The sequence below is a fragment of the Roseomonas sp. WA12 genome, assembly GCF_054165765.1.
The window spans coordinates 24,637-44,809 of the sequence record NZ_JBSTUI010000004.1 but is presented as its reverse complement, the minus strand read 5'-3'; the positions used below and the strand labels follow the sequence as shown (position 1 = coordinate 44,809).

20 protein-coding genes are annotated in these 20,173 nt (G+C 68.5%); all 20 read left to right on the top strand.

All coding sequences use genetic code 11. The features are described from left to right. Positions 1-927 (top strand): hypothetical protein (locus ACVBD7_RS27140; protein WP_458098622.1); only part of this gene is annotated, 927 nt, incomplete at its 5' end. Further along, positions 927-1,190, top strand: coding sequence for a hypothetical protein (locus ACVBD7_RS27135; RefSeq protein ID WP_458098621.1), 264 nt, complete (start codon positions 927-929; stop codon positions 1,188-1,190). The genes ACVBD7_RS27140 and ACVBD7_RS27135, both read left to right, overlap by 1 nt. 146 nt (positions 1,191-1,336) lie before the next feature. Beyond that, the gene (locus ACVBD7_RS27130) at positions 1,337-1,642 is read left to right on the top strand and encodes a hypothetical protein (RefSeq protein ID WP_458098620.1); all 306 of its coding nucleotides are present in this window, start codon (positions 1,337-1,339) and stop codon (positions 1,640-1,642) included. Continuing rightward, complete coding sequence (locus ACVBD7_RS27125) at positions 1,635-3,155, top strand: hypothetical protein (RefSeq protein ID WP_458098619.1); 1,521 nt, start codon at positions 1,635-1,637, stop codon at positions 3,153-3,155. The genes ACVBD7_RS27130 and ACVBD7_RS27125 overlap by 8 nt, the downstream gene beginning before the upstream one ends. Positions 3,156-3,173: 18 nt before the next feature. Beyond that, positions 3,174-5,216: a hypothetical protein gene (locus tag ACVBD7_RS27120; protein WP_458098618.1), complete on the top strand. Its 2,043-nt coding sequence runs from the start codon at positions 3,174-3,176 to the stop codon at positions 5,214-5,216. A gap of 15 nt (positions 5,217-5,231) precedes the next feature. Beyond that, entirely contained in the window at positions 5,232-8,072 is a 2,841-nt protein-coding gene (locus tag ACVBD7_RS27115) for a hypothetical protein (RefSeq protein WP_458098617.1), read from the top strand. 33 nt (positions 8,073-8,105) lie between these two features. Continuing rightward, a complete protein-coding gene (locus ACVBD7_RS27110; protein WP_458098616.1) occupies positions 8,106-8,387 on the top strand; it encodes a hypothetical protein in 282 nt (93 codons plus the stop codon). A gap of 103 nt (positions 8,388-8,490) precedes the next feature. Continuing rightward, entirely contained in the window at positions 8,491-8,862 is a 372-nt protein-coding gene (locus ACVBD7_RS27105; protein WP_458098615.1) for a hypothetical protein, read from the top strand. 1 nt (position 8,863) lies between these two features. Next, positions 8,864-10,459 (top strand): hypothetical protein, encoded by a 1,596-nt coding sequence (locus ACVBD7_RS27100; protein ID WP_458098614.1) that lies wholly within the window; start codon positions 8,864-8,866, stop codon positions 10,457-10,459. 1 nt (position 10,460) lies between these two features. Continuing rightward, on the top strand, positions 10,461-12,485 hold the full coding sequence (locus ACVBD7_RS27095; protein ID WP_458098613.1) for a portal protein: 2,025 nt from the start codon (positions 10,461-10,463) through the stop codon (positions 12,483-12,485). A gap of 173 nt (positions 12,486-12,658) precedes the next feature. After that, entirely contained in the window at positions 12,659-13,000 is a 342-nt protein-coding gene (locus ACVBD7_RS27090) for a RyR domain-containing protein (RefSeq protein WP_458098612.1), read from the top strand. Between the two features lie 29 nt (positions 13,001-13,029). Continuing rightward, positions 13,030-13,290 (top strand): hypothetical protein, encoded by a 261-nt coding sequence (locus ACVBD7_RS27085; protein ID WP_458098611.1) that lies wholly within the window; start codon positions 13,030-13,032, stop codon positions 13,288-13,290. Continuing rightward, positions 13,287-14,369, top strand: coding sequence for a hypothetical protein (locus tag ACVBD7_RS27080; RefSeq protein ID WP_458098610.1), 1,083 nt, complete (start codon positions 13,287-13,289; stop codon positions 14,367-14,369). The genes ACVBD7_RS27085 and ACVBD7_RS27080 overlap by 4 nt, the downstream gene beginning before the upstream one ends. A gap of 55 nt (positions 14,370-14,424) precedes the next feature. Next, positions 14,425-15,312, top strand: coding sequence for an SU10 major capsid protein (locus ACVBD7_RS27075; protein ID WP_458098609.1), 888 nt, complete (start codon positions 14,425-14,427; stop codon positions 15,310-15,312). 62 nt (positions 15,313-15,374) lie between these two features. Continuing rightward, positions 15,375-15,662 carry a hypothetical protein gene (locus ACVBD7_RS27070; protein WP_458098608.1) on the top strand — a complete coding sequence of 96 codons (288 nt, stop codon included), beginning with the start codon at positions 15,375-15,377 and terminating at the stop codon, positions 15,660-15,662. 4 nt (positions 15,663-15,666) lie between these two features. Then, positions 15,667-16,632 (top strand): hypothetical protein, encoded by a 966-nt coding sequence (locus tag ACVBD7_RS27065; RefSeq protein ID WP_458098607.1) that lies wholly within the window; start codon positions 15,667-15,669, stop codon positions 16,630-16,632. Between the two features lie 39 nt (positions 16,633-16,671). Continuing rightward, positions 16,672-16,971: a hypothetical protein gene (locus ACVBD7_RS27060; protein ID WP_458098606.1), complete on the top strand. Its 300-nt coding sequence runs from the start codon at positions 16,672-16,674 to the stop codon at positions 16,969-16,971. Then, positions 16,971-17,567, top strand: a complete 597-nt coding sequence (locus tag ACVBD7_RS27055; RefSeq protein ID WP_458098605.1) for a phage adaptor protein — start codon at positions 16,971-16,973, stop codon at positions 17,565-17,567. Before ACVBD7_RS27060 ends, ACVBD7_RS27055 begins: the two co-directional genes overlap by 1 nt. A gap of 4 nt (positions 17,568-17,571) precedes the next feature. Then, entirely contained in the window at positions 17,572-19,389 is a 1,818-nt protein-coding gene (locus tag ACVBD7_RS27050) for a hypothetical protein (RefSeq protein WP_458098604.1), read from the top strand. A gap of 14 nt (positions 19,390-19,403) precedes the next feature. Next, on the top strand, positions 19,404-20,171 hold the full coding sequence (locus ACVBD7_RS27045; protein WP_458098603.1) for a hypothetical protein: 768 nt from the start codon (positions 19,404-19,406) through the stop codon (positions 20,169-20,171). Positions 20,172-20,173 lie beyond the last annotated feature (2 nt).

The following is a 20,173-nucleotide window of genomic DNA, read 5'->3' as shown; positions in this document are numbered from 1 at the left end:
AACTCCGACGCCGGCCAGAACCTCTTCACGTTCCGCTCCCTGTTCATGGGCGGCGGGATGATCGCGCGGAACTGCGCCGTGGAGGTCGAGGGGAAGCACTTCGTCTTCGGTGAGAACGACCTCTACGTCCACGACGGGACCAGCATGGAGAGCCTCGCCGACGAGCGGGTGCGTAGCTGGGTCTACCGCTACCTCGTCCGCCGCAGCGCCGAGCGATGCTTCGTGATGCACATGCCGAAGTACAACCGGGTGATCTTCGCGTTCCCCTCGACCGACCCCGGCGCCTTCTTCAAGAACCCCACGCGCTGCAACCGGGCCGCGGTCTACAACTACAAGAACAACACCTGGTCCCTCGTCGATCTGCCGAACCTCGCCGCGGGTACGACCGCCAACGCCGACCGCGCGCTGACCTACGACGCGCCCGGCTCCCTCGTCTCCTTCGCGGATCTCGGCGGCAGCTTCTCGGACCTCGAGGATGGCCGCGAGGAGGCCGTGATGTTCTGCGCCTCCGCACTTCCGGGGTCGAATCTCAACTCGCCTCGACTGCTCGCATACGACCGCATGGACCGCGGCTCGCTCTCCTTCGCGTATGACGTGAAGAGCAACGCGCCGGCACTCCTCGAGCGCGTCGGGATCGACCTCGACGCCGAGGGCTCCGACCTGACCACCTACAAGGTCGTCCGCCGGATATACCCGCAGCTCTCCACCCCGCGGCGTGTCGCCATGCAGATCCAGATCGGCGGCGCTATGACCCCGTCCGGTCCCGTCAACTGGGGACCGAAGCGCGCCTACGATACGCTGACGCAGTACAAGGTCGACGTTCGCGTGGGTGGTCGCTACCTCGCCATGCGCGTGTTCGCGGACGAACCGGCGGACTTCGACTTCAGCGGATTCGACATCGACATCGTGACGGCGGGGAGGCGCTGATGGCCCGCCCAGGCGCCTATCTCCGCGGTTCTCGGCCTACGCTGGCCGGCGGCGACATGCCCTTCGTGATGGAGGAGCTGCGCCGTATCGAGGTGGCCTTCCGCGAGGTCTCCGAACAGGTCCCGCAACCCGCAATCATCGAGCCCACGACGCGTCGAGACGGCATGATCCGCCTCGCGCGCGCCCCGTGGCGTCCGGTAGGCGGCGACGCGGACGTGTGGGTCTACTTCGACGGACCCGCCAACATATGGAAACCCCTCTGATCGTCCCTGGCTGTACGGCCATGGCGTTTGACTTGGCGCCGCGCCTTCGGGCCGCGGACGTCGCAGAACTGGCCGCGCACGGAAGGGAGCCTCTCCCGGCTCTCCTCCGGTCCTGCGGTCTATCCGCCCAGCTTCACGGCATCACCGTGGGTGGGCGCCCCATCGCGCTTTTCGGCTTCGCCCCGACACCGCACACCGACACCGCGTGCTGCTGGATGTTGGCCTCCGAGGACGCCTCCACGACCCACGGCAAGTGGCTCGCGCGCAATACGCATCGCATCGTCACCGCCGCCGATCACCGCTGGTCCCGCTTCGTGAACTTCGTCGACGCGCGCAACGGCGTGCATGTCCGATGGCTCCGCTGGGCCGGCTTCACCCTCGAGCCCGCCACCCCGCACGGGCCGCAGGGCCTTCCCTTCCACTTCTTCCACAGGACCGCACCGCATGTGTGACGTCACCGCTGCCGTGGTGGCAGGCACCGCGATTGCCGGCGCCGCCGCCTCCACCGCCAACAAGCCCAAGGCCCAGACCACCACCTCGTCCAGCACCACCGAGCCGTGGCGCAACCAGCAGCCCTTCCTGCAGCAGGGCATGGCGGACGCGCAGAACATCTACGAGAAGCAGCTCAAGCAGGGCATCTACGAGGGCCAGCGCACCGCTGGGCAGACCGAACTCCAGCGCGAGGCCCTGAACTCCGGGGTCGATTACGCTCGGGGTTCTGGCGGTTCCCTCGCCACGCAGGCCGGTATGGCCGCCAGCCAGATGCTCGGCGCGAACGGGCAGGCGCTCTCGACGGCCGGCTCCCTGGCGCAGAACGGCGGCGGCTCGCTCAACGGCACCGCGCAGGGCGTCCTGACGGGCGCTGCGAACGGCCAGACGGCCGCCATGGGGCAGGCCGGCATGACGGGTCTCGGCGGTGCCACGGGTGCCCTCGGGACCGCCCAGGGCCTCGCCCAGCGTGCCTCTGGGGATCCCAACGCCGCCCTCCGCTCGGCCGCCATGGGCTATGTGAACGACCAGAACGTCGACGCCCAGGTGGACGCCGCGACCCGCGACGTCGCCCGCACGCTCGGCGAGGAGACCCTCCCCGGCCTCAACGCCCGCGCCATGGCCGGCGGCAACGTGAACTCCGCTCGAGCTGGTGCCGCAGAGGCTGTCGCCCGACGTGGCGCCGAGGACCGCGCCGCGGACATCTCCACGTCTATCCGCACCAACGCCTACAACACGGGTCTCCAGACCGCGCTCTCGGCGCAGGGCCAGCAGAACGACCTCGCCCTCGGCGCGAACGCCCAGGCCGGCACGATCTCGCAGGGCCTCCTGGCGACCGGCGAGAATGCCCGCCAGTTCGACACCTCGTCCCGCACCGACGCCGCGAAGAACCTCGGCTCGCTCGACATGCAGAACCGCGAGCTGACCGCCAACACGCAGCTCCAGGCCGCCGGCCAGCTCGGCCAGTTGGGCCGCAGCGGGTTCGACGCCGCGCAGTCTGCGGGTCAGCTTCAGGACTCCAACGCGGAGCGCATCGGCGCCGCCGGCACCGCGCAGCAGCTCGAGGGTCAGCGGATCCTCGACGCGCAGTACGAGCGCCACATGCGCGAATACAACGAGCGCCAGGGCCTCCTCGGCAACTACTGGGGCATCGTCGGGAACCCGCTCGGCACCGAGACGAATGGCACCCAGACCGCGCCCAAGGGCCCCGGCACGTCAATGCTCCAGGGCGCCCTCGGCGGCGCTGCGGCGGGTATGGGCGCAATGGGTGGCATGGGCGCGCTCGGCGGCATGGGCGGCGCAGGTACGGGAGGCGGCATTGCCCCCATGGCTGTCGGCTCCATGGGTCCGAACAGCGTCGGCGGTGCGGGCGCTATGAGCGTCGGCCAGCTCTCCAGCGTGAACCTCGCCCAGAACCCCTCTGTCGGCGGCGGCTTCGGCGGCACCGGCCAGCTTTACAACCGATACGTCGGCTAACCCCAGCAGGAGACCCGCATGTCCGGTTCCTTCCTCGACTTCTCCTCATGGTCGGAGCGGAACCGGCGGCGGTTCGCCAATGGTGTGCGCCGCCCCGACCTCGACGCGGAGGTCCCCTACCAGGGCTCCCCGATGGGTGTCCTGGCGGCCTCCTCGCCCCCGACCGGCGCACTCTCCGCGCCAGCTCCCGGCCTGCCAGAGCAGCTTCCGCTCCCGCCGCCCGCCGAGCCCGACCTGTCGCCTCTCGTCAGGGGTCGGCTCGACGAGATCCGCGCGAACCCCTCCGTACCGGCACCAAGTGCCCCCTCCCCGGCCCCGGCGATGAGCGCCCCGAACACCGCGCCGTCGCCCTCTGGGGACCCTTCTCGCCTTCCCCGCGGCCTGCGGAACAACAACCCGCTGAACATCGAGGCTGGCGACCTCACGGCAGGCCTTCCCGGCTTCGCGGGGTCTGACGGGCGGTTTGCCCGCTTCGAAACCCAGGAGCAGGGCCTCGCGGCGGCCGACCGGCTGCTGCAGACCTATTCGACGAAGCACGGCCTCAACACCGTGGCTGGCATCATCGGCCGCTGGGCGCCCGCGTCTGACGGCAACAACGTGTCCTCCTACGCGATGAACGTGGCTCGTAAGCTGGGCGTCGACCCGAACGCGCCCATCGACATGACCAACCCCGATGTCCGCCGCCGGCTCGCAGAGGGTATGGCCGAACATGAGAACGGGCGGGGCCTCTCGAGCGCCTCGGGGGTCCGCCTCGCGTCGAACTCGACGTCTGCCTCCGCGCCGCCCGCCCGCGGCGACGACGCCACGCCGATCCCTGACGCCGCCTCTCCGACCATCCCGGCCGCCTCTCGCAGCTCCTTCCAGCTTCCGCCCGAGACCCCGCAGGAGCCCGCCGAGCGCGGTATGCTGGGCATCTCCTCGGACGGCTGGTTCAGCCTCGCGAGCGGCCTGTTCGGCGGAAGAACGCTTTCCGAGGGCCTCTCTCTGGGCCTCAAGGGGGTCGCCTCGTCCGTCAAGGACGCCCGCCAGGAGCGCCGCATCGTTGCCTCCGAGGCCGAGCGACGCGCTCTGGCTCGCGCCCAGCTTTCCCTGTCGGCCGAGAACGCCCAGTTGGGCCGCGATGACGCCCGCGCGCGTCTCGCCCTCTCCGAGCGGGGTCTTGCGAGCCAGGAACGCCGCGCCGAGCGCGACGACCTCCGCGCCGACGAGGCCCTGGCGCTGCGACGCGCTCAAGTCGCCCGCGAGAACGACCCCCGCGGCGTGCAGTCCTCCATCGGCTACCGCGCCGCCGACGGCACCCCGATCCGCGCCCAGCAGATGCGGAACGGCGACGTGGCGTATGTCGATCAGGCCGGGAAGCCGGTCACTGACGTGGAGACCCTCCGCGGGATGGTCCGCGACGACCAGTTCGCTGCGGGTATCTCCGGGGCCTCTGCCGCCCGCGGCGAAGGTGCCCAGCGTGGTCAGGATGCGGCCGAGCGGTTCACTACGGACAGCGGAGCCTGGGAAAGTGCGCAGAACACGCTCGACGAGATCGGGCGGATCCGCGCCACGGCCGGCGCCGAACGGTTCACCGGCCCGGCGGTCCAGCAGCGCGTGAAGCGGTTCATGGTGGACAACTTCGGGGTCGAGGTGGACGGCGTCACGCCGACCGGCCTGTCCCTGGGTCGTCAGGCCATCGAGGCCCTCTCGCAGGGCAAGGTCCGCGCGTCTCTCGCAGGCCAGGGCGCCGTGTCGAACTTCGAACGCGAGCAGGCCGCCCGCGCGATTGCCGGGATGGCCAACACCCCGCAGGCGCTCGATGTGCTGCTCGACCTCGAGGAGAAGTCCGCCCAGCGCCAGCTTCGGCTGCGCGACGATTGGCGCTCCCTCGGCGCTGCCGGCCAGCGGGCCGTGCGTACCGCGGGGTCCTACGCCGATTGGCGGAACGAGCGGATCGAGCAGTACGCCGCCGAGCGCGGTGTGACCGCCGGATCCAACACGCCGTCCGTCCAGCGCACCGCCCCCGGCCAGTACCAGACCCGCTCCTCGACGGGCGTGGGGTTCACCTTCAACCCGTAACCATCGGAGAACGACGTGCCGAGCCTGTCCATTGAGGGCATCCCCAATCCGGTATCGGTCGACGCGTCGTTCGCCAACCTCTCTCCTGAGGATCAGGCGCGCACGGTCGACGAGATCAAGACCGCCTGGGCCTCCAAGCAGACCCCCGAGAAACCCGTAGCCGGCATCGCTGACAGCCTCGTCCAGGGCGCCCGCGACACCGTCTCCGGGTTCTCCAACACCGCGCGTATCGCGACCGGCGATCTCACGGTTCGCCCCGAAGAGAACCCCAGCACCCGCTCTGCGGCCGGCGAGGTCATCGAAGGGGTCCGCAACTGGGACTTCGGCCGAGCCGCCAGCAACCTCCCCGCCGCCATTGCCGGCGCGGTCCCTGACATGGCGGGCACGCTCGCCGCGGGTGCTGCCGGCGCTGCTGCCGGTTCCGTCGTGCCGTTCGTAGGCACCGCGGTCGGCGGTCTTCTGGGCGCTGGACTCTACTCCGCGGGTCGTAACTTCGGCGACACCGCCGAGAACCGCGCCCGCAACAACAACCGCCGCGAGATCTCTGGCGGAGACCTGGCGGGTGCTGCCGGCACGACCGCTGCGACCGCCGCCCTGGACGCCGTGGGTGCCCGAGGCGCCGGCACCGCAGTCTCCTCCACCGGACGCCACATCGCCCGCGAGGGTGCCACGGAGATGCTGCAGAGCGGCGTCCAGCAGGCTGGCGAGACGGCCTTCACCGAGCGCGGCCTCTCCGTCGACCCTGCCCAGATGCTGGGCGAGGGCGTCATCGGGGCTGGTGCCCGCGGTGCGACGACCGGCACGCGCGCCGCTGTACAGGGTGGTGCCCAGGCGATTGCCCGACGCGGCGCCGAGGCCGCCATGGGCGACATGGACGTGCGGCAGGCCGCCTCCGTAGAGCGCCTCAACCAGATCACCGAGGAGGCACGCGAACAGAAGGTCATCACGACCGACACGCGCCCCGAGCAGATCCTGAACACCGTCCACGGGGCCCTCACGGCGAACGTCGAGACCCTCCTCCGCGACGGCTACCGCGCCGGCTGGATCGACGACGACCAGCGGACCCGCGTCCGCGAGGTGTTCGAATCCGCCCGCCGCCACAACAAGACCCTCCTCGACGGCACCATCTCGGATAATCCCGCCGCCGAAGCCGAAGGTCTCGCGCTCCTCGACACGCTGAACGCCCCGCCCGGCTACGCGCAGGGCCTCCGCGACCTCTTCGTGGACGTCAACACGCTCTCCCAGGCCGGGCGCGCCAAGAACCTCACCGGGCCCGCCGAGAAGATCGGCGACTTCGTGGGTCGCGCTGGCTCCGTCGCCCTGGCCGCTGGTACGGCTGGTCCTGGCGCTGCCGTCGGCGGTCTCGCCCTGGCGCTCGGCGGCAACCCCCTCGGGGCCCGCATCGGCGCTTCTGTGGGACGCGGGATCGACACCGCGCTCGGCTCACGCGCGCCTGCCGTCCTGCTGGCCCGCCAGAAGGCCCAGAAGATCCTCGCAGCCGCGGGGGTCGAGGCCGGCTCGACGCGCGACACCGTCAGCCAGGTCCGATCGCTGCTGGACGACCCCACCCTCCGCGTGCGCGCCTCCATGGGGGTCTCCACGGACCCTGTGGACGTCTCCCGCGAGGTCGCGAAGTCCGTCTGGAAGCGTCTCCAGGCCGGTCTCGAGGTCAACCCCGACCAGATCGGGCTCCTGACCGAGGAGGACCGTCAGAAGCTGACCGAGCGGCTCGCCTTCGAAGACGAGAAGGCCGCGAAGAAGTCCCAGGATGCCGCCGCCCGTCAGGCCGAGCGCGCCCGCGCCGCGGAGGACCGCAAGGCCGCCGCTGAAGCCGCCCGTGCCGCTGTGAAGGACGAGAAGGCCCTCGAGGACGCCGCCAAGGCCGACGAGAAGGCCCGCCAGCAGCAGATCGAGGCGGCCTACGCCCAGCGCAACGCCCCCGACGAGTACGAGGCCGCCCAGGCCCAGCTCGAGGCCGAGAAGGAAGCCCAGCTCGCTGCTATGGCGCGCCAGGGGTCTCCCGAACCGGAGGCCGACCCGAACCTCGACGCGGTCACCCGTAGTCAGGTCGGCGAGTGGCAGGCCCTCCTGGCCCGGCAGAGACGCCTAGAGGCCGCCCAGGGCGTATCTGCTACCCCAGCACCCCCGAAGGCCTCGACCGCCTCACAGGCCGCCCAGGACGGCGTCGCAGGGGCAATCGCGAAGGCCGTGCGAACGGTTCGTCGTCGGTCGGTCAAACAGCCGGTCGCCGCGACCCCCGAAGCCCCTCCCCAGCAGGACGAGTTGCCCTTCCGACAGCCGGCCACGGGCGGCACCCCGGCGGGCTGGCAGTACGGCATCATGAAGCACATCGCGGACACCTATCAGCGAGGCGTCAGCGCCGACGAGGTGGATGCCGCGGTGCAGCGCATGGTCGACGAGGGGCGGATCGACGAGGACGTCGCAGCGACCCTCCCCGGCCGCCGACACATCGGCGAGCTGCAGAAGGCGATCACACAGGAAGTCCTCGCCTCCCGCGGGGTCGACCAGCGTAACCCCTTCGCGCATCTCGAGGGCGAGGCCGACGGACCAAACGGCGGTGATCGCCCTGTGCGGAACGTCCATCAGTACCGCTCTGCGGCTGACAGCTATCAAGCTGCCGTAGAGCGCGCCACGCGTACCGCCGAGCAGGCGGGCGACTGGGAACTGCATGAGATGGCCGGCGTGTTCGGCACTGCGACCGAGACCGATCTACCCGGCGCTGTCCGGGTCTTCCGCGCGAAGGCGCTCACCGAAGCGTCGCCGGATCCCGTCACGAAGGCACGCCGCAAGGCCGCTCTCGAGCCGCTCCTGACGCGCTACCGCAAGAAGGACTGATGGAGAGGCCCTACGGGGCCTCTCCGACCACCCATGCGCTCCATCCAAGACCTGACCGATCTCCTGCGGCTGCACGCGGCCCTGCGAGAGAATCCACACCTGTCCGACGTACAATGCACCGCCGCCTTCGACGCGGCGGCCGACGAGTTCGACGGACGGATCAACCCACCCGCATTCAAAGAGATCGCGGCCCTGCTCCGCGGGACGTTCGCACTCGTCCCCGAGGAGGCCCCCGTTGCCGAGCCCGAGCCAGCCCCCGCGCCGCCGCCCCGGCCCGCCCCCAAGTCCGCCCGTAAGCCAGGGCGCCAGGGCTAAGTCTCGCCGACGGGCCTACGACAAGAACGCGCCGAAGGTGTGGTGCCCTGAGAAGGCCCGCACCATCGCCGGCTACCCCAAGACCCCGGAGGCCTACGAGGCCATGCGCGCCGCCGCGAGCGAACGCATGACGCGCCTCAACGCCGAGGGGAAGGCGACGCGTCGTGGCGTGCCTGATGGGTGGGCGGGTCGCAAGGCCGAGGTGGCAGCGATCCGTGCCCACGCAGCAGAAGAAGCCAAGGACATCGTAGCCTACATGAAGACCAACGACATGGTGCCGACGGAAGACCCGCGCGCCGACGAAGCCCTCGAGTACGCCGTGAGCGTGATCCGTGCCGAGACTGAGGGCACGCGCGAGAAGCTCTCCGCGACGAAGATCCTCCTCGAGTTCCTGAAGACCAAACCCACAGCCAAGAGCGCGGTGACGGTAGAAACGGCAGAAGACTTCCTGGCGAGCATCGCGGGGAAGATGTGACATGACGAAGCCGTCCGCGACGGAGGTCATCAAGCTCCGTCTTGCGACGGACTTTTCGTTCTATGCCGAACACTGCCTCAAGATCCGACCCAAGGATGGGTCCATCTGCCCGCTCGTCTTCAACAAGGCGCAGCGCTTCTTCCACGAGAAGATCGAGCAGCAGCTCCGTGAGACCGGCCGCATCAGGGCCATCGTCCTGAAGGGCCGGCAGCAGGGCCTCTCGACCCTCATCAGCGGCCGACTGATCTACCGCACGACCATGGGCAAGGGTCTGAAGGCCTTTCAGGTCGCCCACAAGGCGCCCTCCACGACCGCCCTCTTCGACATGACGCGGCGCTACTACAACAGCCTCCCCAAGCTCATGCAGCCGTCCAAGGCGTACTCCTCACGCACCGAGCTGGTGTTCGACAAGCTGGAGTCCTCCTACGCGGTTGCCACGGCCGGCGGTGACGGCATCGGGCGCGCCGAGACCCTCCAGCTCGTCCACCTCTCCGAGGTCGCCTTCTGGCCCGCGGGGTCCGCCGCCCAGAACTTCAACGGGCTGATGAAGGCCGTGCCGAACAAGAAGGGCACCGAGGTCTACATCGAGTCCACGGCCAATGGCGTGACCGGCATCTTCGCCGAGATGTGGAACGGCGCCTGCGCGGGGACCAACGGCTTCGTGCCGATCTTCATTCCGTGGTTCTGGCAGGACGAGTACCGCGAGCCCGCCGCAGCCGGCTTCGTGCGGACCCCCTCTGAGGAGGAGCTGGTCGCCAAGGTCAAGGAGCTGTTCGACTTCGACCTCGACGACGAGCAGTTGATGTTTCGCCGCATCGAGATCGGCAAGAACGGCCTCGAGATGTTCCGGCAGGAATACCCGTCGTGGGCCGAGGAGGCGTTCCTGACCACGGGTCGCCCCGTCTTCGATCAGGACCAGCTCGCCGAGTTGCTTCGCGAGATCCGCCCCGAGCCCCGCCGCATGGCCCTCGGGCTCGACGGCGCGACGTTCGAAGACGACAAGCGCGGCGAGATGCTGGTCTTCGCGGAGCCCGACATCGTCGAGGGCTACACCATCGGCGCCGACGTCGCCATGGGCATCCGGGGGCGCGACTACAGCGTGGCCCAGGTGCTGGACAGCCGGAAGAACCAGGTCGCGATCTGGCACGGCCACATCCACCCCGACAAGTTCGGCGACGTCCTCTACGCCTTGGGCCGCTGGTACAACGACGCCAAGATCGGCTGCGAGGTGAACAACCACGGGCTGGTCCCGAACCTCAAGCTCCGCGACCGCCACTATCCGAACCTCTACACGACTGTCACCAAGGACAAGACCACCGACCACGAAACGGTGAAGCTCGGTTGGGACACGAACGTGAAGTCCAAGCCGATGATCATCGACGAGCTGCGCGCCTCGATGCGCCAGCGGGACATCACCCTGAACGACCGCGGCACGCTCACAGAGATGCGGAGCTACGTCGTTACCGAGGAGGGCAAGATCGAGGCCGAGCAGGGGTGCCACGACGACCGCGTCATGGCCCTGGCCATCGCGAACCACATCCACGAAGGCCGCTGGACCCCTATCAGCAACGACGATCTATACATGGAGATGATCTGACATGGCGATGACTGACGCCCGCTTGGCGGCGCATATCGAAGGGCTGGCCAAGCAGACGTCAGGTCTCTCGGACAGCAAGCTGGGCGATGAACGCCAGAGGGTCCAGCGATACTACGACGGCCTCGAGCCGAAGCCGATGCACGGCGGCGACAGCAAGTACATCAGCATGGACGTCTACGACAGCGTGGAGTCCATGGCCGCCCAGCTCCTCGAGACCTTCTCGGGGAACAGCTCGCCGATCAACTTCGCGCCCCAGGGGCCCGAGGACGCCGAGCATGCCCGGCAGGCCAACGACTACATCCCCTACGCGATCTTCCGCCAGAACAGCGGCTTCGATGTCATGCAGACCGTCATCCGCGACGGCCTGATGAACCGGATCGGGGTCGCCAAGGTCTGGTGGGACGAGAGCGAGACGGAGGAGGACGAGACTGTCGAGGAGGTCCCCTACGCGGACTTCGAAGCGATGCTCGCCTCCGACCCCGACGCGCAACTGACGGATCTCGACCTCGACAGCGAGACCCAGGTAGTCCGCTCGGCTACACTGGTCCGCCGACGCGATACCTCGCAGGTTCGCATCGAGGTCGTGCCGCCCGAGGAGTTTGGCATCACGCGTCGCGCGAAGTCCCTCGAGGACGCCGACCTCGTCATGCAGCGCACCCTGCAGACCGCCGACCAGCTCAAGGCCATGGGCGTCTCCGAGAAGATCCTGAAGGAGCTTCACGACGACACCCGCCAGTGGCAGGACAACGACGGCGACAAGGTGGACCGCTTCTCAGAGACCGACGACGGGCTTGGCGATTGGGGCGCCCGCGAGAACGACGACAACGCTCGCCAGATCGACGTCATCGAGGCCTACGCCAAGCTCGACCTCGACGGTCGCGTGAAGCTGTGGCGCCTCCTCGTCGCGGGCCACAGGGTCCTCCTGAAGAGCCAGGTCAAGCGCGTCCCGTTCGTGATCTTCACGCCCCTGCCCCGCCAGCACTCCTTCTGGGGCAGCAACTTCGCGTCGAAGGTCATCCCGACCCAGAACGCCCGCACGCTGCTCACCCGCTCGATCATCAACCACGCGCTCATCACGAACAATCCACGCATCGGCGTCGTGAAAGGCGGGCTGATAAACCCCAAGGAGCTGGTAGAGAACCGGCTCGGCGGCGTGGTCAACCTCACGAATCCGAACGCCCTGGTCCCCATCCAGCAGACCGGCCTGAACCCCTTCATCTTCAACACCATCGAGCTGCTCGATGCCAAGAAGGAGGAGACCACGGGCGTCAGTCGCCTGTCGCAGGGTCTGTCCAAGGACGCGGTGTCGAAGCAGAACTCGGCCGACATGGTCGACGGGCTGATCGGCCGCTCCATGATCCGCCAGAAGGTGGTCGCCCGAAACTTCGCGGAGAAGTTCCTCAAGCCCCTCTTCCTCGAGGTGTACCGCCTGATCGTCGAGAACGAACAGGCCGAGCGCATCATCGAGGTGGCCGGCGCGTGGCAGGCTGTAGACCCCACGGCGTGGCCCGACCGCAAGGACGTAGTCGCCGAGGTGAGCGTTGGCTACGGCGAGCAGGACAAGATTGTCCAGAAGTGGCTCTCCGTCGACACCTACCTAGCGCAGGACCCGCGGTTCGCTCCGGTCTACGACGCCAACCGCCGCTACCACGTCATCTCCCAGGTGCTGAAGGCCATGGGGATCAAGGACGTGAATAGCGTGGTCGCCGACCCCTCCACCGTCGAGCCCCCACAGCCTGATCCGAAGATCCAGGCCGAGCTTGAGAACATGCAGGCGCAGACGGCTTCGGCCAACTCGCAGGCACAGGTGGGCATGGAGAAGGTCAAGCTGGAGGCCCAGCGGATGCAGCTCGAGCATGAGCGCGAGATGCTCGGCATCCAGTTGAAGCATCAGGCCGACATGGCGAAGCTCGAGCTGGAGAAGCTGAAGCTCCAGCAGCAGCGTGAGACCGCCCAGGCCGAGCTGGCCCTGGCGCAGGAAGCGAACGCCGCGGGCAACCTCCAGGGCATCGCCTCCCCGACCTAAGCGTTCGCCGCTCTCCTTGGACCCACGCCGTCTGCAGCGGCGCCGAGGATCGGCATTGGGGCCGTCCGTCAGGTACGCCGCGCGGACGGCCCATACGATGCGCCCGCCGGGCGGCGCGACCCGCACAAATAGCCCGGCACCCCTTCCCACGGTCCATCCCGAAAGGACGACCCTTGCCTGACATCACGATGATCGCGCGCGCCTGTCATGAGGTGAACCGCGCCTACTGCGCGTCGCTTGGCGACCACTCCCAGCTCGCCTGGGAGGATGCCCCCGAGTGGCAGCGCCGCAGCGCGGTCGTGGGGGTCGAGTTCACCCTTGCGAACCCCGACGCGAAGCCTTCCGACAGCCATGAGAGCTGGCTCCGCGAGAAGGTCGCGGACGGGTGGAAGTACGGCCCGGTGAAGGACCCGGAGGCCAAGGAGCATCCGTGCTTCGTGCCCTACGACCAGCTCCCCGCCGAGCAGCGGACCAAGGACTACCTCTTCCAGGCCATCGTTCGCGTCCTCGCCTGATGCTTCCCGAAGACGTACAAGAGGCCCTCATGGTCGGCCGCGCAGCGCGCGAGTTGATCGGGACCGAAGCCTACACGACCGCCATGCAGTCGCTCGAGGCGTACCACATCCAGGCCATGCTCGCTGCCCCTGAGGGGCCCAGCGGGGTGGAGAACCGGGAACACCACCACCGGATGCTCTGCGCGTCGCGCGAGCTTGCCGAGACCCTCACCGCGCGGGCGCTCGCCGCGGCCGAGATTGAGCAGCGCCTTGCTGCTCGTGAGAGCGACGAAGAGGATCTTGACCTATGACCATCCGCACCACCCCCACGGGCGTGCCGCTGGCTGCTGCCCTGATGTCCGACATGGCGCGCTACGGCGTGGTCTTCGCACCGGCCGATGAGGGCCAGGGCGGGGGCTCCGACGACGGCTATGACGACGACGCGGGGTCTGATGTCGAGCTGGACGAAGCTGGCGGCGACGACGCGTTCCTGAAGAACCTGATCGGCGAGGAAGCCGCGGGCGACGACGAGGACAGCGACGACGCCGAGGATGACGCCGAGGTCGAGGACGAGCCCTCTGAGGACGAGCCGAAAGAGCCCGCCAGGAAGCCCGCCCAGGCGAAGACCGCCGAGGACGACGCCGAGGTCGAGGTGAAGGTCGGCGAGACCGCCCATAAGGTGAAGGTCAGCGACCTGAAGCGCCTGTTCGGCCAGGAAGCCGCGCTGACGCAGAAGTCGCAGGAGGTCTCCGAGGCTCGCACGCAGGCGCTCGCCCGCGCCGAGGCCGCCCAGACGGTCCTGACGAAGGCCCTGGAGAAGGCCGAGGAGCGCTTCGCCCCGTACAAGGACATGAACTTCCTCGTCATGTCGAAGCGGGTCGACGACGCGACGCTCGAGCAGCTCATGCAGGACGCCCAGGCGGCCCGCGCCGACGTCGAGTTCTACCGCACGGAGATCGAGAAGGTCGGGCAGGCCGCCCACCAGACCCGTGTGGAGCTGGACACCGCGACGGTCGCCCAGGCCAAGGCCACCCTCACGGCCGACTTCCCGAAGGAGTTCGGGGTCGCCTGGGACGACACGGTGTACGGCGAGATTGTCACCTTCGCCGAGGCGCAGGGCCTGCAGTCCGCCCGCCAGATCGTCGACCCGGCGGTCATGAAGCTCCTCCGCATGGCCCAGCTCTACCAGAAGGGCAAGGAGGTCGCGAAGACCCAGGTCAAGAAGGTCGCCGAGCAGCCTCGCCGCCCCATGCGCTCGGGGTCTGGCAGCAAGTCCGCCGACCGCGGGTCTGACGGTCGCTTCGACGGCGCCATGTCTCGCCTGCGCCGCACCGGCTCCGCGGCCGACGCCGAGGCCGCCTTCCTGTCTCGGATGCGCCCGCGCGACTAAGCGGCGCGTCTACACGTCCCCACTACCCCCACATCCCTACCCAACAGGATATACCATGCCCGGTTTCAGCTCCTACGACGTCGTTGGTGCCAAGGAGTCCGTCTCGGACATCATCACGACCCTCACCCCGACCAAGACGCCCTTCCAGAGCATGATCGGCTCTTCGAAGATCAAGTCGCGCCTGCACCAGTGGCAGGAGGACGCCCTGGCGGACGTCGCTGACAACGCCAAGGTCGAAGGCTTCACGGCGGCGAACGACACGCACTCCCCGACCACCATGCGCGACAACACCACGCAGATCCTGAGCAAGACCGTGGAGATCACGGGCTCGATGGACGCCGTGGACGTGTACGGCTCCGCGAAGGAGTCCGCCCGCGCGATGCGGAAGAAGAGCCAGGAGATCAAGCGCGACCTCGAGAACGCCTTCGTGGGCACCGGCCAGACCAAGGTCGCCGGCTCCAGCTCCGTGGCCCGCAAGATGGCCGGCGTACAGGCGCAGATCTCCGCGGCGGCCACCACGGCTGCGGCCGGCGCTGTGCTGACCGAGGCCCTGTTCATGACGGGGATGCAGAAGCTCTACAACCTCGGCTCCGAGCCCAGCGTGCTGATGGTCAAGCCGACCGACGCGCCGCGTATCGCCGCGTTCGCCTCGGCCGCCGGCCGCACGCGTGACGTCGGTGCCAGCAAGACGATCACCAACGCGGTCGACGTGCTGGTGACGCCGTTCGGCACCGTGCGCGTGTCGCTGAACCGTCAGATCCGCAAGTCCGACGCGCTGCTGGTCGACCCGGATCACTGGGAGAAGCTGGTGCTGCGCGACTGGTTCCGCGAGACCCTGGCGAAGACCGGCGACAGCATCCGCATGATGATCGTCGGCGAGTTCAGCCTGAAGCACGACCACGTCGATGCGACCGGCCTGATCAGCGGCCTCGACATCACCTGATCGACCTGGGGGTCTGGCCTAACGGCTGGGCCCCCTCCTCTACCCAGACCCGAGGACACGCCATGATCCCCGCCTTCCGGCCGATGCCCTCGGCCTCCTACAACATGACCGCGGGCTCCGTGGCCACGCAGACCGACCCCGCCCCGACCGGCGCCCATGTGGTCCGTGTGGTGCCCATCGACGGCCCCGTGCGCGTCCATGTCGGCGCGACCAACGCCGCGAGCGCGACCACCGCCTATGTCCCGCAGGGCGTCGTCGAGTACTTCCTCTGCACGGGCGGCGAGAAGCTCTCCGCGATCCGCGCCGGGGCCTCGGACGTCTCGGTCAGCGTCGCCTTCTGCACGCGGTAAGACCATGCTGATCCGCCCCGGTAGCCTCATGACCCACGCGGCGGCGCGTGCCCTGAGCCTTCGCCTTGTCTCTCCTGGCGCACTCGTCGCCGGCATGACCTTCCAGCGGGCCAGCCCAGGGTCCGCACGCAACGCCGCCGGCACCGCCTGGACCGCCTACGCCGCGGATACGCCGCGATACAGCGGCCCGTCTCGACGCCTGCTGATCGAGGCGCAGCGCACCAACCTTGTGTTGGGCTCGGCAGCTCCCGTGACCCAGGCCATTGCGGTGTCGGGTACGCCCTACACCATCTCCTTCGAAGGCACCGGCTCCGTCAGCTTGTCCAGCGCGACAGGCACGCTGGTTGGCACGGGCGCGAACGACCGGGTGTCGATGACAGTCACCCCTGCGGCCGGCGGTCGATCCTTCACCGTCACTGGCGACGTGCGAAACGCCCAGCTCGAGGCGGGCAGCTTCGCCTCGTCCTACATCCCGACGACAGACGCGGCGGTCATCCGAGCGGTAGACATTGCGATGCGAACGCTCGACGCCGGGCAGCAGCAGCGCGGTACGCTGGTGGGCACGTTCATGCTGCCGATCTCCGGGAACATCTCGCAGGGTCTGTTCGTCCTCGACGACACGACCGGAAACAACAGGATCACGCTCCGAGCTGCGGCCAACACGACAGCGGTCACCGCAGCGAAAGTGCTGGGTGGAGCCGCTACGGTCGGCGCATCGGCGGGTACGTTGGTTCCCGGCACGCCCTTCAAGGCGGCCCTGGCGTGGGACCGGACGACCGGCGAGTTCTCCTACTGCATGAACGGCGGGGCAGTGCAGGCGCTCGCGGGCGGACTGCCACCGTTCACGCGCCTGTTGCTGGGACACAATCACGGCACGGCTTTGACCGAGGCCGCGTTCGGCGAGATCGGCCCGCTCGACTTCCACCCGTCCCGTCTTCCCGACGCACAACTCCAGGCCCTCACCGCATAGCGCGAAGGGGGTCTCCCTCCCCTCCTCCAGAGAGACTTCATGCCCCTCTTCCTCGAGTCCGAGGCGGATCTCGTCACGCATGCCCGCGGTATCGCCGTGCATCGGACCCAGGAGATCTCCGACCAGTTCCTCGCGGACCTGGCTGACGACCGACAGGTTTTCTCCAACCACCACTTCCGCCTACCCGACGCCATGCGCGTCGCGAGCATCCCCGAGGCCCTCGTCGACGCGTGGGCCGCCCAAGGCTTCGACATCTGGCGCGAGGAGGCCTCCGCGATTGTCGCCCGGCTACGCGCCGAGAACCTGACGGCCTTCCTAGCCACGAACGGGAGGGTCTGATGACGCTCGCCGAAGTCCGGGCGATGGTCCGTGCGCTGCTCAACCGCGACGACTGCACGCCCGACGACGAGGACCGCTTCCTGTCCCTCGCGGTGATCCGCATCCAGCGCGACCTCCGCGCCCCTCTCATGGAGCGCGTCCAGTTCACCGACGCGACCACGCAGTCCGTAGAGTCCGTCAACCTCCCCGCCGACTTCCTCCAGATGATCGAGGTGATGCAGGACGACGTTGCGCTCGACCACACGTCCTACCGCGGGCTCCGTCGCCGCGCCTACGCCCCGCCCGCCTACGCGCGCTTCGGGAACGTCCTCTACTTCCACCCGCCGGTCCCTCAGGGGAGCCGCGTCGAGATCCTCTACTACGGGGAGTTCTCCGCGTTGACCGGCGAGGCCGACGCGAACGAGCTGACCCAAGCCGCCCCCGACCTATTGGTCTACGGCGCACTCTCCTACGCGGGCGACCACTTCGAACACGACAAGCGCGTCGAGTGGGAGGCCCGCTTCACCTCCCTCCTGGGCTCCGTACAGGAGCAGGCCAACGCCGACGAGTTCAGTGGCGGGCCCATGTCCGTCCAGGCGGCATACCCCGGAGCCTGACGCTATGCCGCTTTCGACTAACACCTCGTTCTACCGCGAGATTGGTCCCACGCCGTCCGAGGGTCTAGAACTCGAGGCGATCATCGAGAAGGCCAACTTCGACGCGGCCGAGGTCGCAGCCAGCGCGACATCGGTTGCGCAAGACCGACAGAGCGTCGAGCAGGCCAAGGTAGCCACCGTAGCGAGCGCGGACGCCGCCGTAATCGCGTTGGGACAAGTCAACGCAGCCGCTGCGCCTCTGATCTCGGCGGCGGCCAGCGCGACGAGTTTTGAGTCCCGCGTCGCGTCTGCCGAGCAGATCGTCGCCGCTGTCCCCGCGAAGATGGCGCCGGCCCTAGACGATCTTGTCCTCGAGTTTATCGGGAAGCTGGCGGGGTCTGGGATCGACGCTGTGATCGGCGGCATCCGAGACGGTGGCCTTCGCCTCGACGTGGCCGGAATGTCTCTGCACCTGGTGGGGGAGAAGGGCCGCATCTACGCGAACAGCGACCCCTCCGTGTACGCGGAGTTCGACGCCGGGCTGCTAACCAGTGGACGGCGTGTCGGCTTCAAGAACGGCGTGGAGCTTGGATATAGCGACGTTCCAGGCGCGGTCCTCGAGTTGGCCGGCGAGCTTTACTCTACGGCCATCGGAATCGACCCGACCAATGGCGTTCTACAGGTTCTTGGCTTTCCCTCGCTCGGGACAGGCTCGGCTACTCCCGGTTCGAGACAACCGGGAGACCTCTCGCCCGTCTACGGGGGTCACCTCCACCTCCTTCCGGGCGCCCGCCTGCCGCTCTTTCCGCGGATGCTTTTCGCCAACCGCGCCGACGATGACTTCGCGCGCGTCACCTTCTCGTCGGGAGGCTACGGCGTCGGCGGGCGGGAGTGCATCGAGATTGACCCCGCCCGTTGTGGTGGGTCGGGCGCCCTGACGATCACCCGCGCCGATGTCTCCAGCAACGACCGGATCGCCGTCCCCCTGAATGTTCGTGTCGCAACCCCTGCAGGGCAGACCCCGCGCGTTCTGACCATTGGGGACAGCATCGCAAACCGCGGGCTCCTGACGCTCATGAAGACGCGCCTGAACGGGCTTGGCATCTCGCCCAGCTTTGTGGGGACGGTACGCTCCTCGGCCACGACGACCAGCACGGGAACGACGGGCGAACTCGGCGAATCTCGCGAGGGTCGAGCCTACGCGGATCTGGTCTACTCGATCCTCGACGGCGAGGCGCAGCCTCTCCCGGTTGGACAGGAGGCGACGTACCTCGCCTTGGCGAAGTCGGCGCAGCTTGCCTACAACCCCTTCCTGCGGGTCGCCACTGGCGGCGACACAGCGGACGTCATTCGCAACGGCTACGTCTTTGATCTCTCCTTCTACCTGACCCGCTTCGGCTTTGCCATTCCCGACATCCTCCTCGTAGGACTTCTGGAGAACGACGCGATTGAACAGGCGGATGATGTGGTCGGCCCCACCGTGGGCGACGCCGTTCGGATTGTCCTCGCGCAGGCACGCCGCGTCTCGCCTACTATGCGGATCGGCCTGTTCGCCTCGGGTCAGGCGTCCTGCTCTGCCGGCGATGCTCGATGGACGAACCGCAAGGCCCCAGGTCTGCGCGCCCTCATTGAGGCCGTCCGCAGCATCAACGACCCGCTGGTCTCTGTCATCTCGGCCTGGGCGCACCAGACCCCAGACGCAGGTTGGGCTTTGGACGCCCCTGTGACGAACCCGGCGACGGGGGTCTCGACCGGCCCCATCGCCGACTTCACCCACCCGATCAGCCCGGCGCGTGAGCAGCTCGCCGAAGCGGTCGCTGCCTATGTCGCCTGGGCGGCGTAACCAAGGAACCACCCGTGTCTCTCATCCCCAGCCTGCGTAGTCCGGGCGTCGTAAATCCCGCCGTGGCGACCGGCATCCGCCTTCCTGGCGAACTCAGCGTCGGCCTCATCGCTTATCACGAACTGGCGGGCAGCCTCGAGATCGCGCGGCGCAACCTCGCCAACCCGATGGCCCCTTTGGCGCAGGTTGGTACGCCGACCTTCGAGGCGAACGGCGTCGTGTTGACGGGCGGTACGAACTACCTGACCCTCGGCTTTGGCGCACGCGCCACCTACACGGTCGCTCTCATCTGCAAGGCGGAAAGCCCCGTCGGGTCGGGGGCGGGCGGTCAGATCGCGCTCGTCAGCAACTACCCCGGGTCGGGAGCGTCGGGCGATAGTTTGACCCTGCGCCCGCAGACGGGCACCGGGGCGCAGGCCGACCCTGCTGGACTACTCGCGGGCTATGCCGGGTTCGGCGGCACCAGCCGTCCGAGCGTGGTCATCTCGCCGAACGTGCAGGGCTGGCGTCTCCGGCTGATCCGGTTTGTGGAGGGCTCGGGTATGACCGTTCACGACCTCACGACCGGCGAAGTGCGTGCGGAGGGGTACACGAGCGCGAGAAACGTCCGCAGCGCCAATCTCGCCTTGGGATCGCTCCCGGAAAACGCCTCTTACGCGGGCGTGTCGCGACACCTCCGATTCGCGGCTTGGGCGCGCGACGTCCCTCCCGCCGAACATACCGTCCTCCGGGCGTTCCTTGCGGCGCAGGCGCAGATCGTCAGCCCGGCCATCGTGGTGTGATC

Excerpts from the sequence above, each read along its gene's own strand:
- ACVBD7_RS27085 (WP_458098611.1), top strand. The coding sequence starts at position 13,030 with ATGGTCGGCCGCGCAGCGCGCGAGTTGATCGGGACCGAAGCCTACACG.
- ACVBD7_RS27105 (WP_458098615.1), top strand. The coding sequence starts at position 8,491 with ATGCGCGCCGCCGCGAGCGAACGCATGACGCGCCTCAACGCCGAGGGG.
- ACVBD7_RS27125 (WP_458098619.1), top strand. The coding sequence starts at position 1,635 with ATGTGTGACGTCACCGCTGCCGTGGTGGCAGGCACCGCGATTGCCGGC.
- ACVBD7_RS27050 (WP_458098604.1), top strand. The coding sequence starts at position 17,572 with ATGCCGCTTTCGACTAACACCTCGTTCTACCGCGAGATTGGTCCCACG.
- ACVBD7_RS27120 (WP_458098618.1), top strand. The coding sequence starts at position 3,174 with ATGTCCGGTTCCTTCCTCGACTTCTCCTCATGGTCGGAGCGGAACCGG.
- ACVBD7_RS27135 (WP_458098621.1), top strand. The coding sequence starts at position 927 with ATGGCCCGCCCAGGCGCCTATCTCCGCGGTTCTCGGCCTACGCTGGCC.
- ACVBD7_RS27095 (WP_458098613.1), top strand. The coding sequence starts at position 10,461 with ATGGCGATGACTGACGCCCGCTTGGCGGCGCATATCGAAGGGCTGGCC.
- ACVBD7_RS27055 (WP_458098605.1), top strand. The coding sequence starts at position 16,971 with ATGACGCTCGCCGAAGTCCGGGCGATGGTCCGTGCGCTGCTCAACCGC.
- ACVBD7_RS27100 (WP_458098614.1), top strand. The coding sequence starts at position 8,864 with ATGACGAAGCCGTCCGCGACGGAGGTCATCAAGCTCCGTCTTGCGACG.
- ACVBD7_RS27060 (WP_458098606.1), top strand. The coding sequence starts at position 16,672 with ATGCCCCTCTTCCTCGAGTCCGAGGCGGATCTCGTCACGCATGCCCGC.
- ACVBD7_RS27070 (WP_458098608.1), top strand. The coding sequence starts at position 15,375 with ATGATCCCCGCCTTCCGGCCGATGCCCTCGGCCTCCTACAACATGACC.
- ACVBD7_RS27080 (WP_458098610.1), top strand. The coding sequence starts at position 13,287 with ATGACCATCCGCACCACCCCCACGGGCGTGCCGCTGGCTGCTGCCCTG.
- ACVBD7_RS27065 (WP_458098607.1), top strand. The coding sequence starts at position 15,667 with ATGCTGATCCGCCCCGGTAGCCTCATGACCCACGCGGCGGCGCGTGCC.
- ACVBD7_RS27110 (WP_458098616.1), top strand. The coding sequence starts at position 8,106 with ATGCGCTCCATCCAAGACCTGACCGATCTCCTGCGGCTGCACGCGGCC.
- ACVBD7_RS27075 (WP_458098609.1), top strand. The coding sequence starts at position 14,425 with ATGCCCGGTTTCAGCTCCTACGACGTCGTTGGTGCCAAGGAGTCCGTC.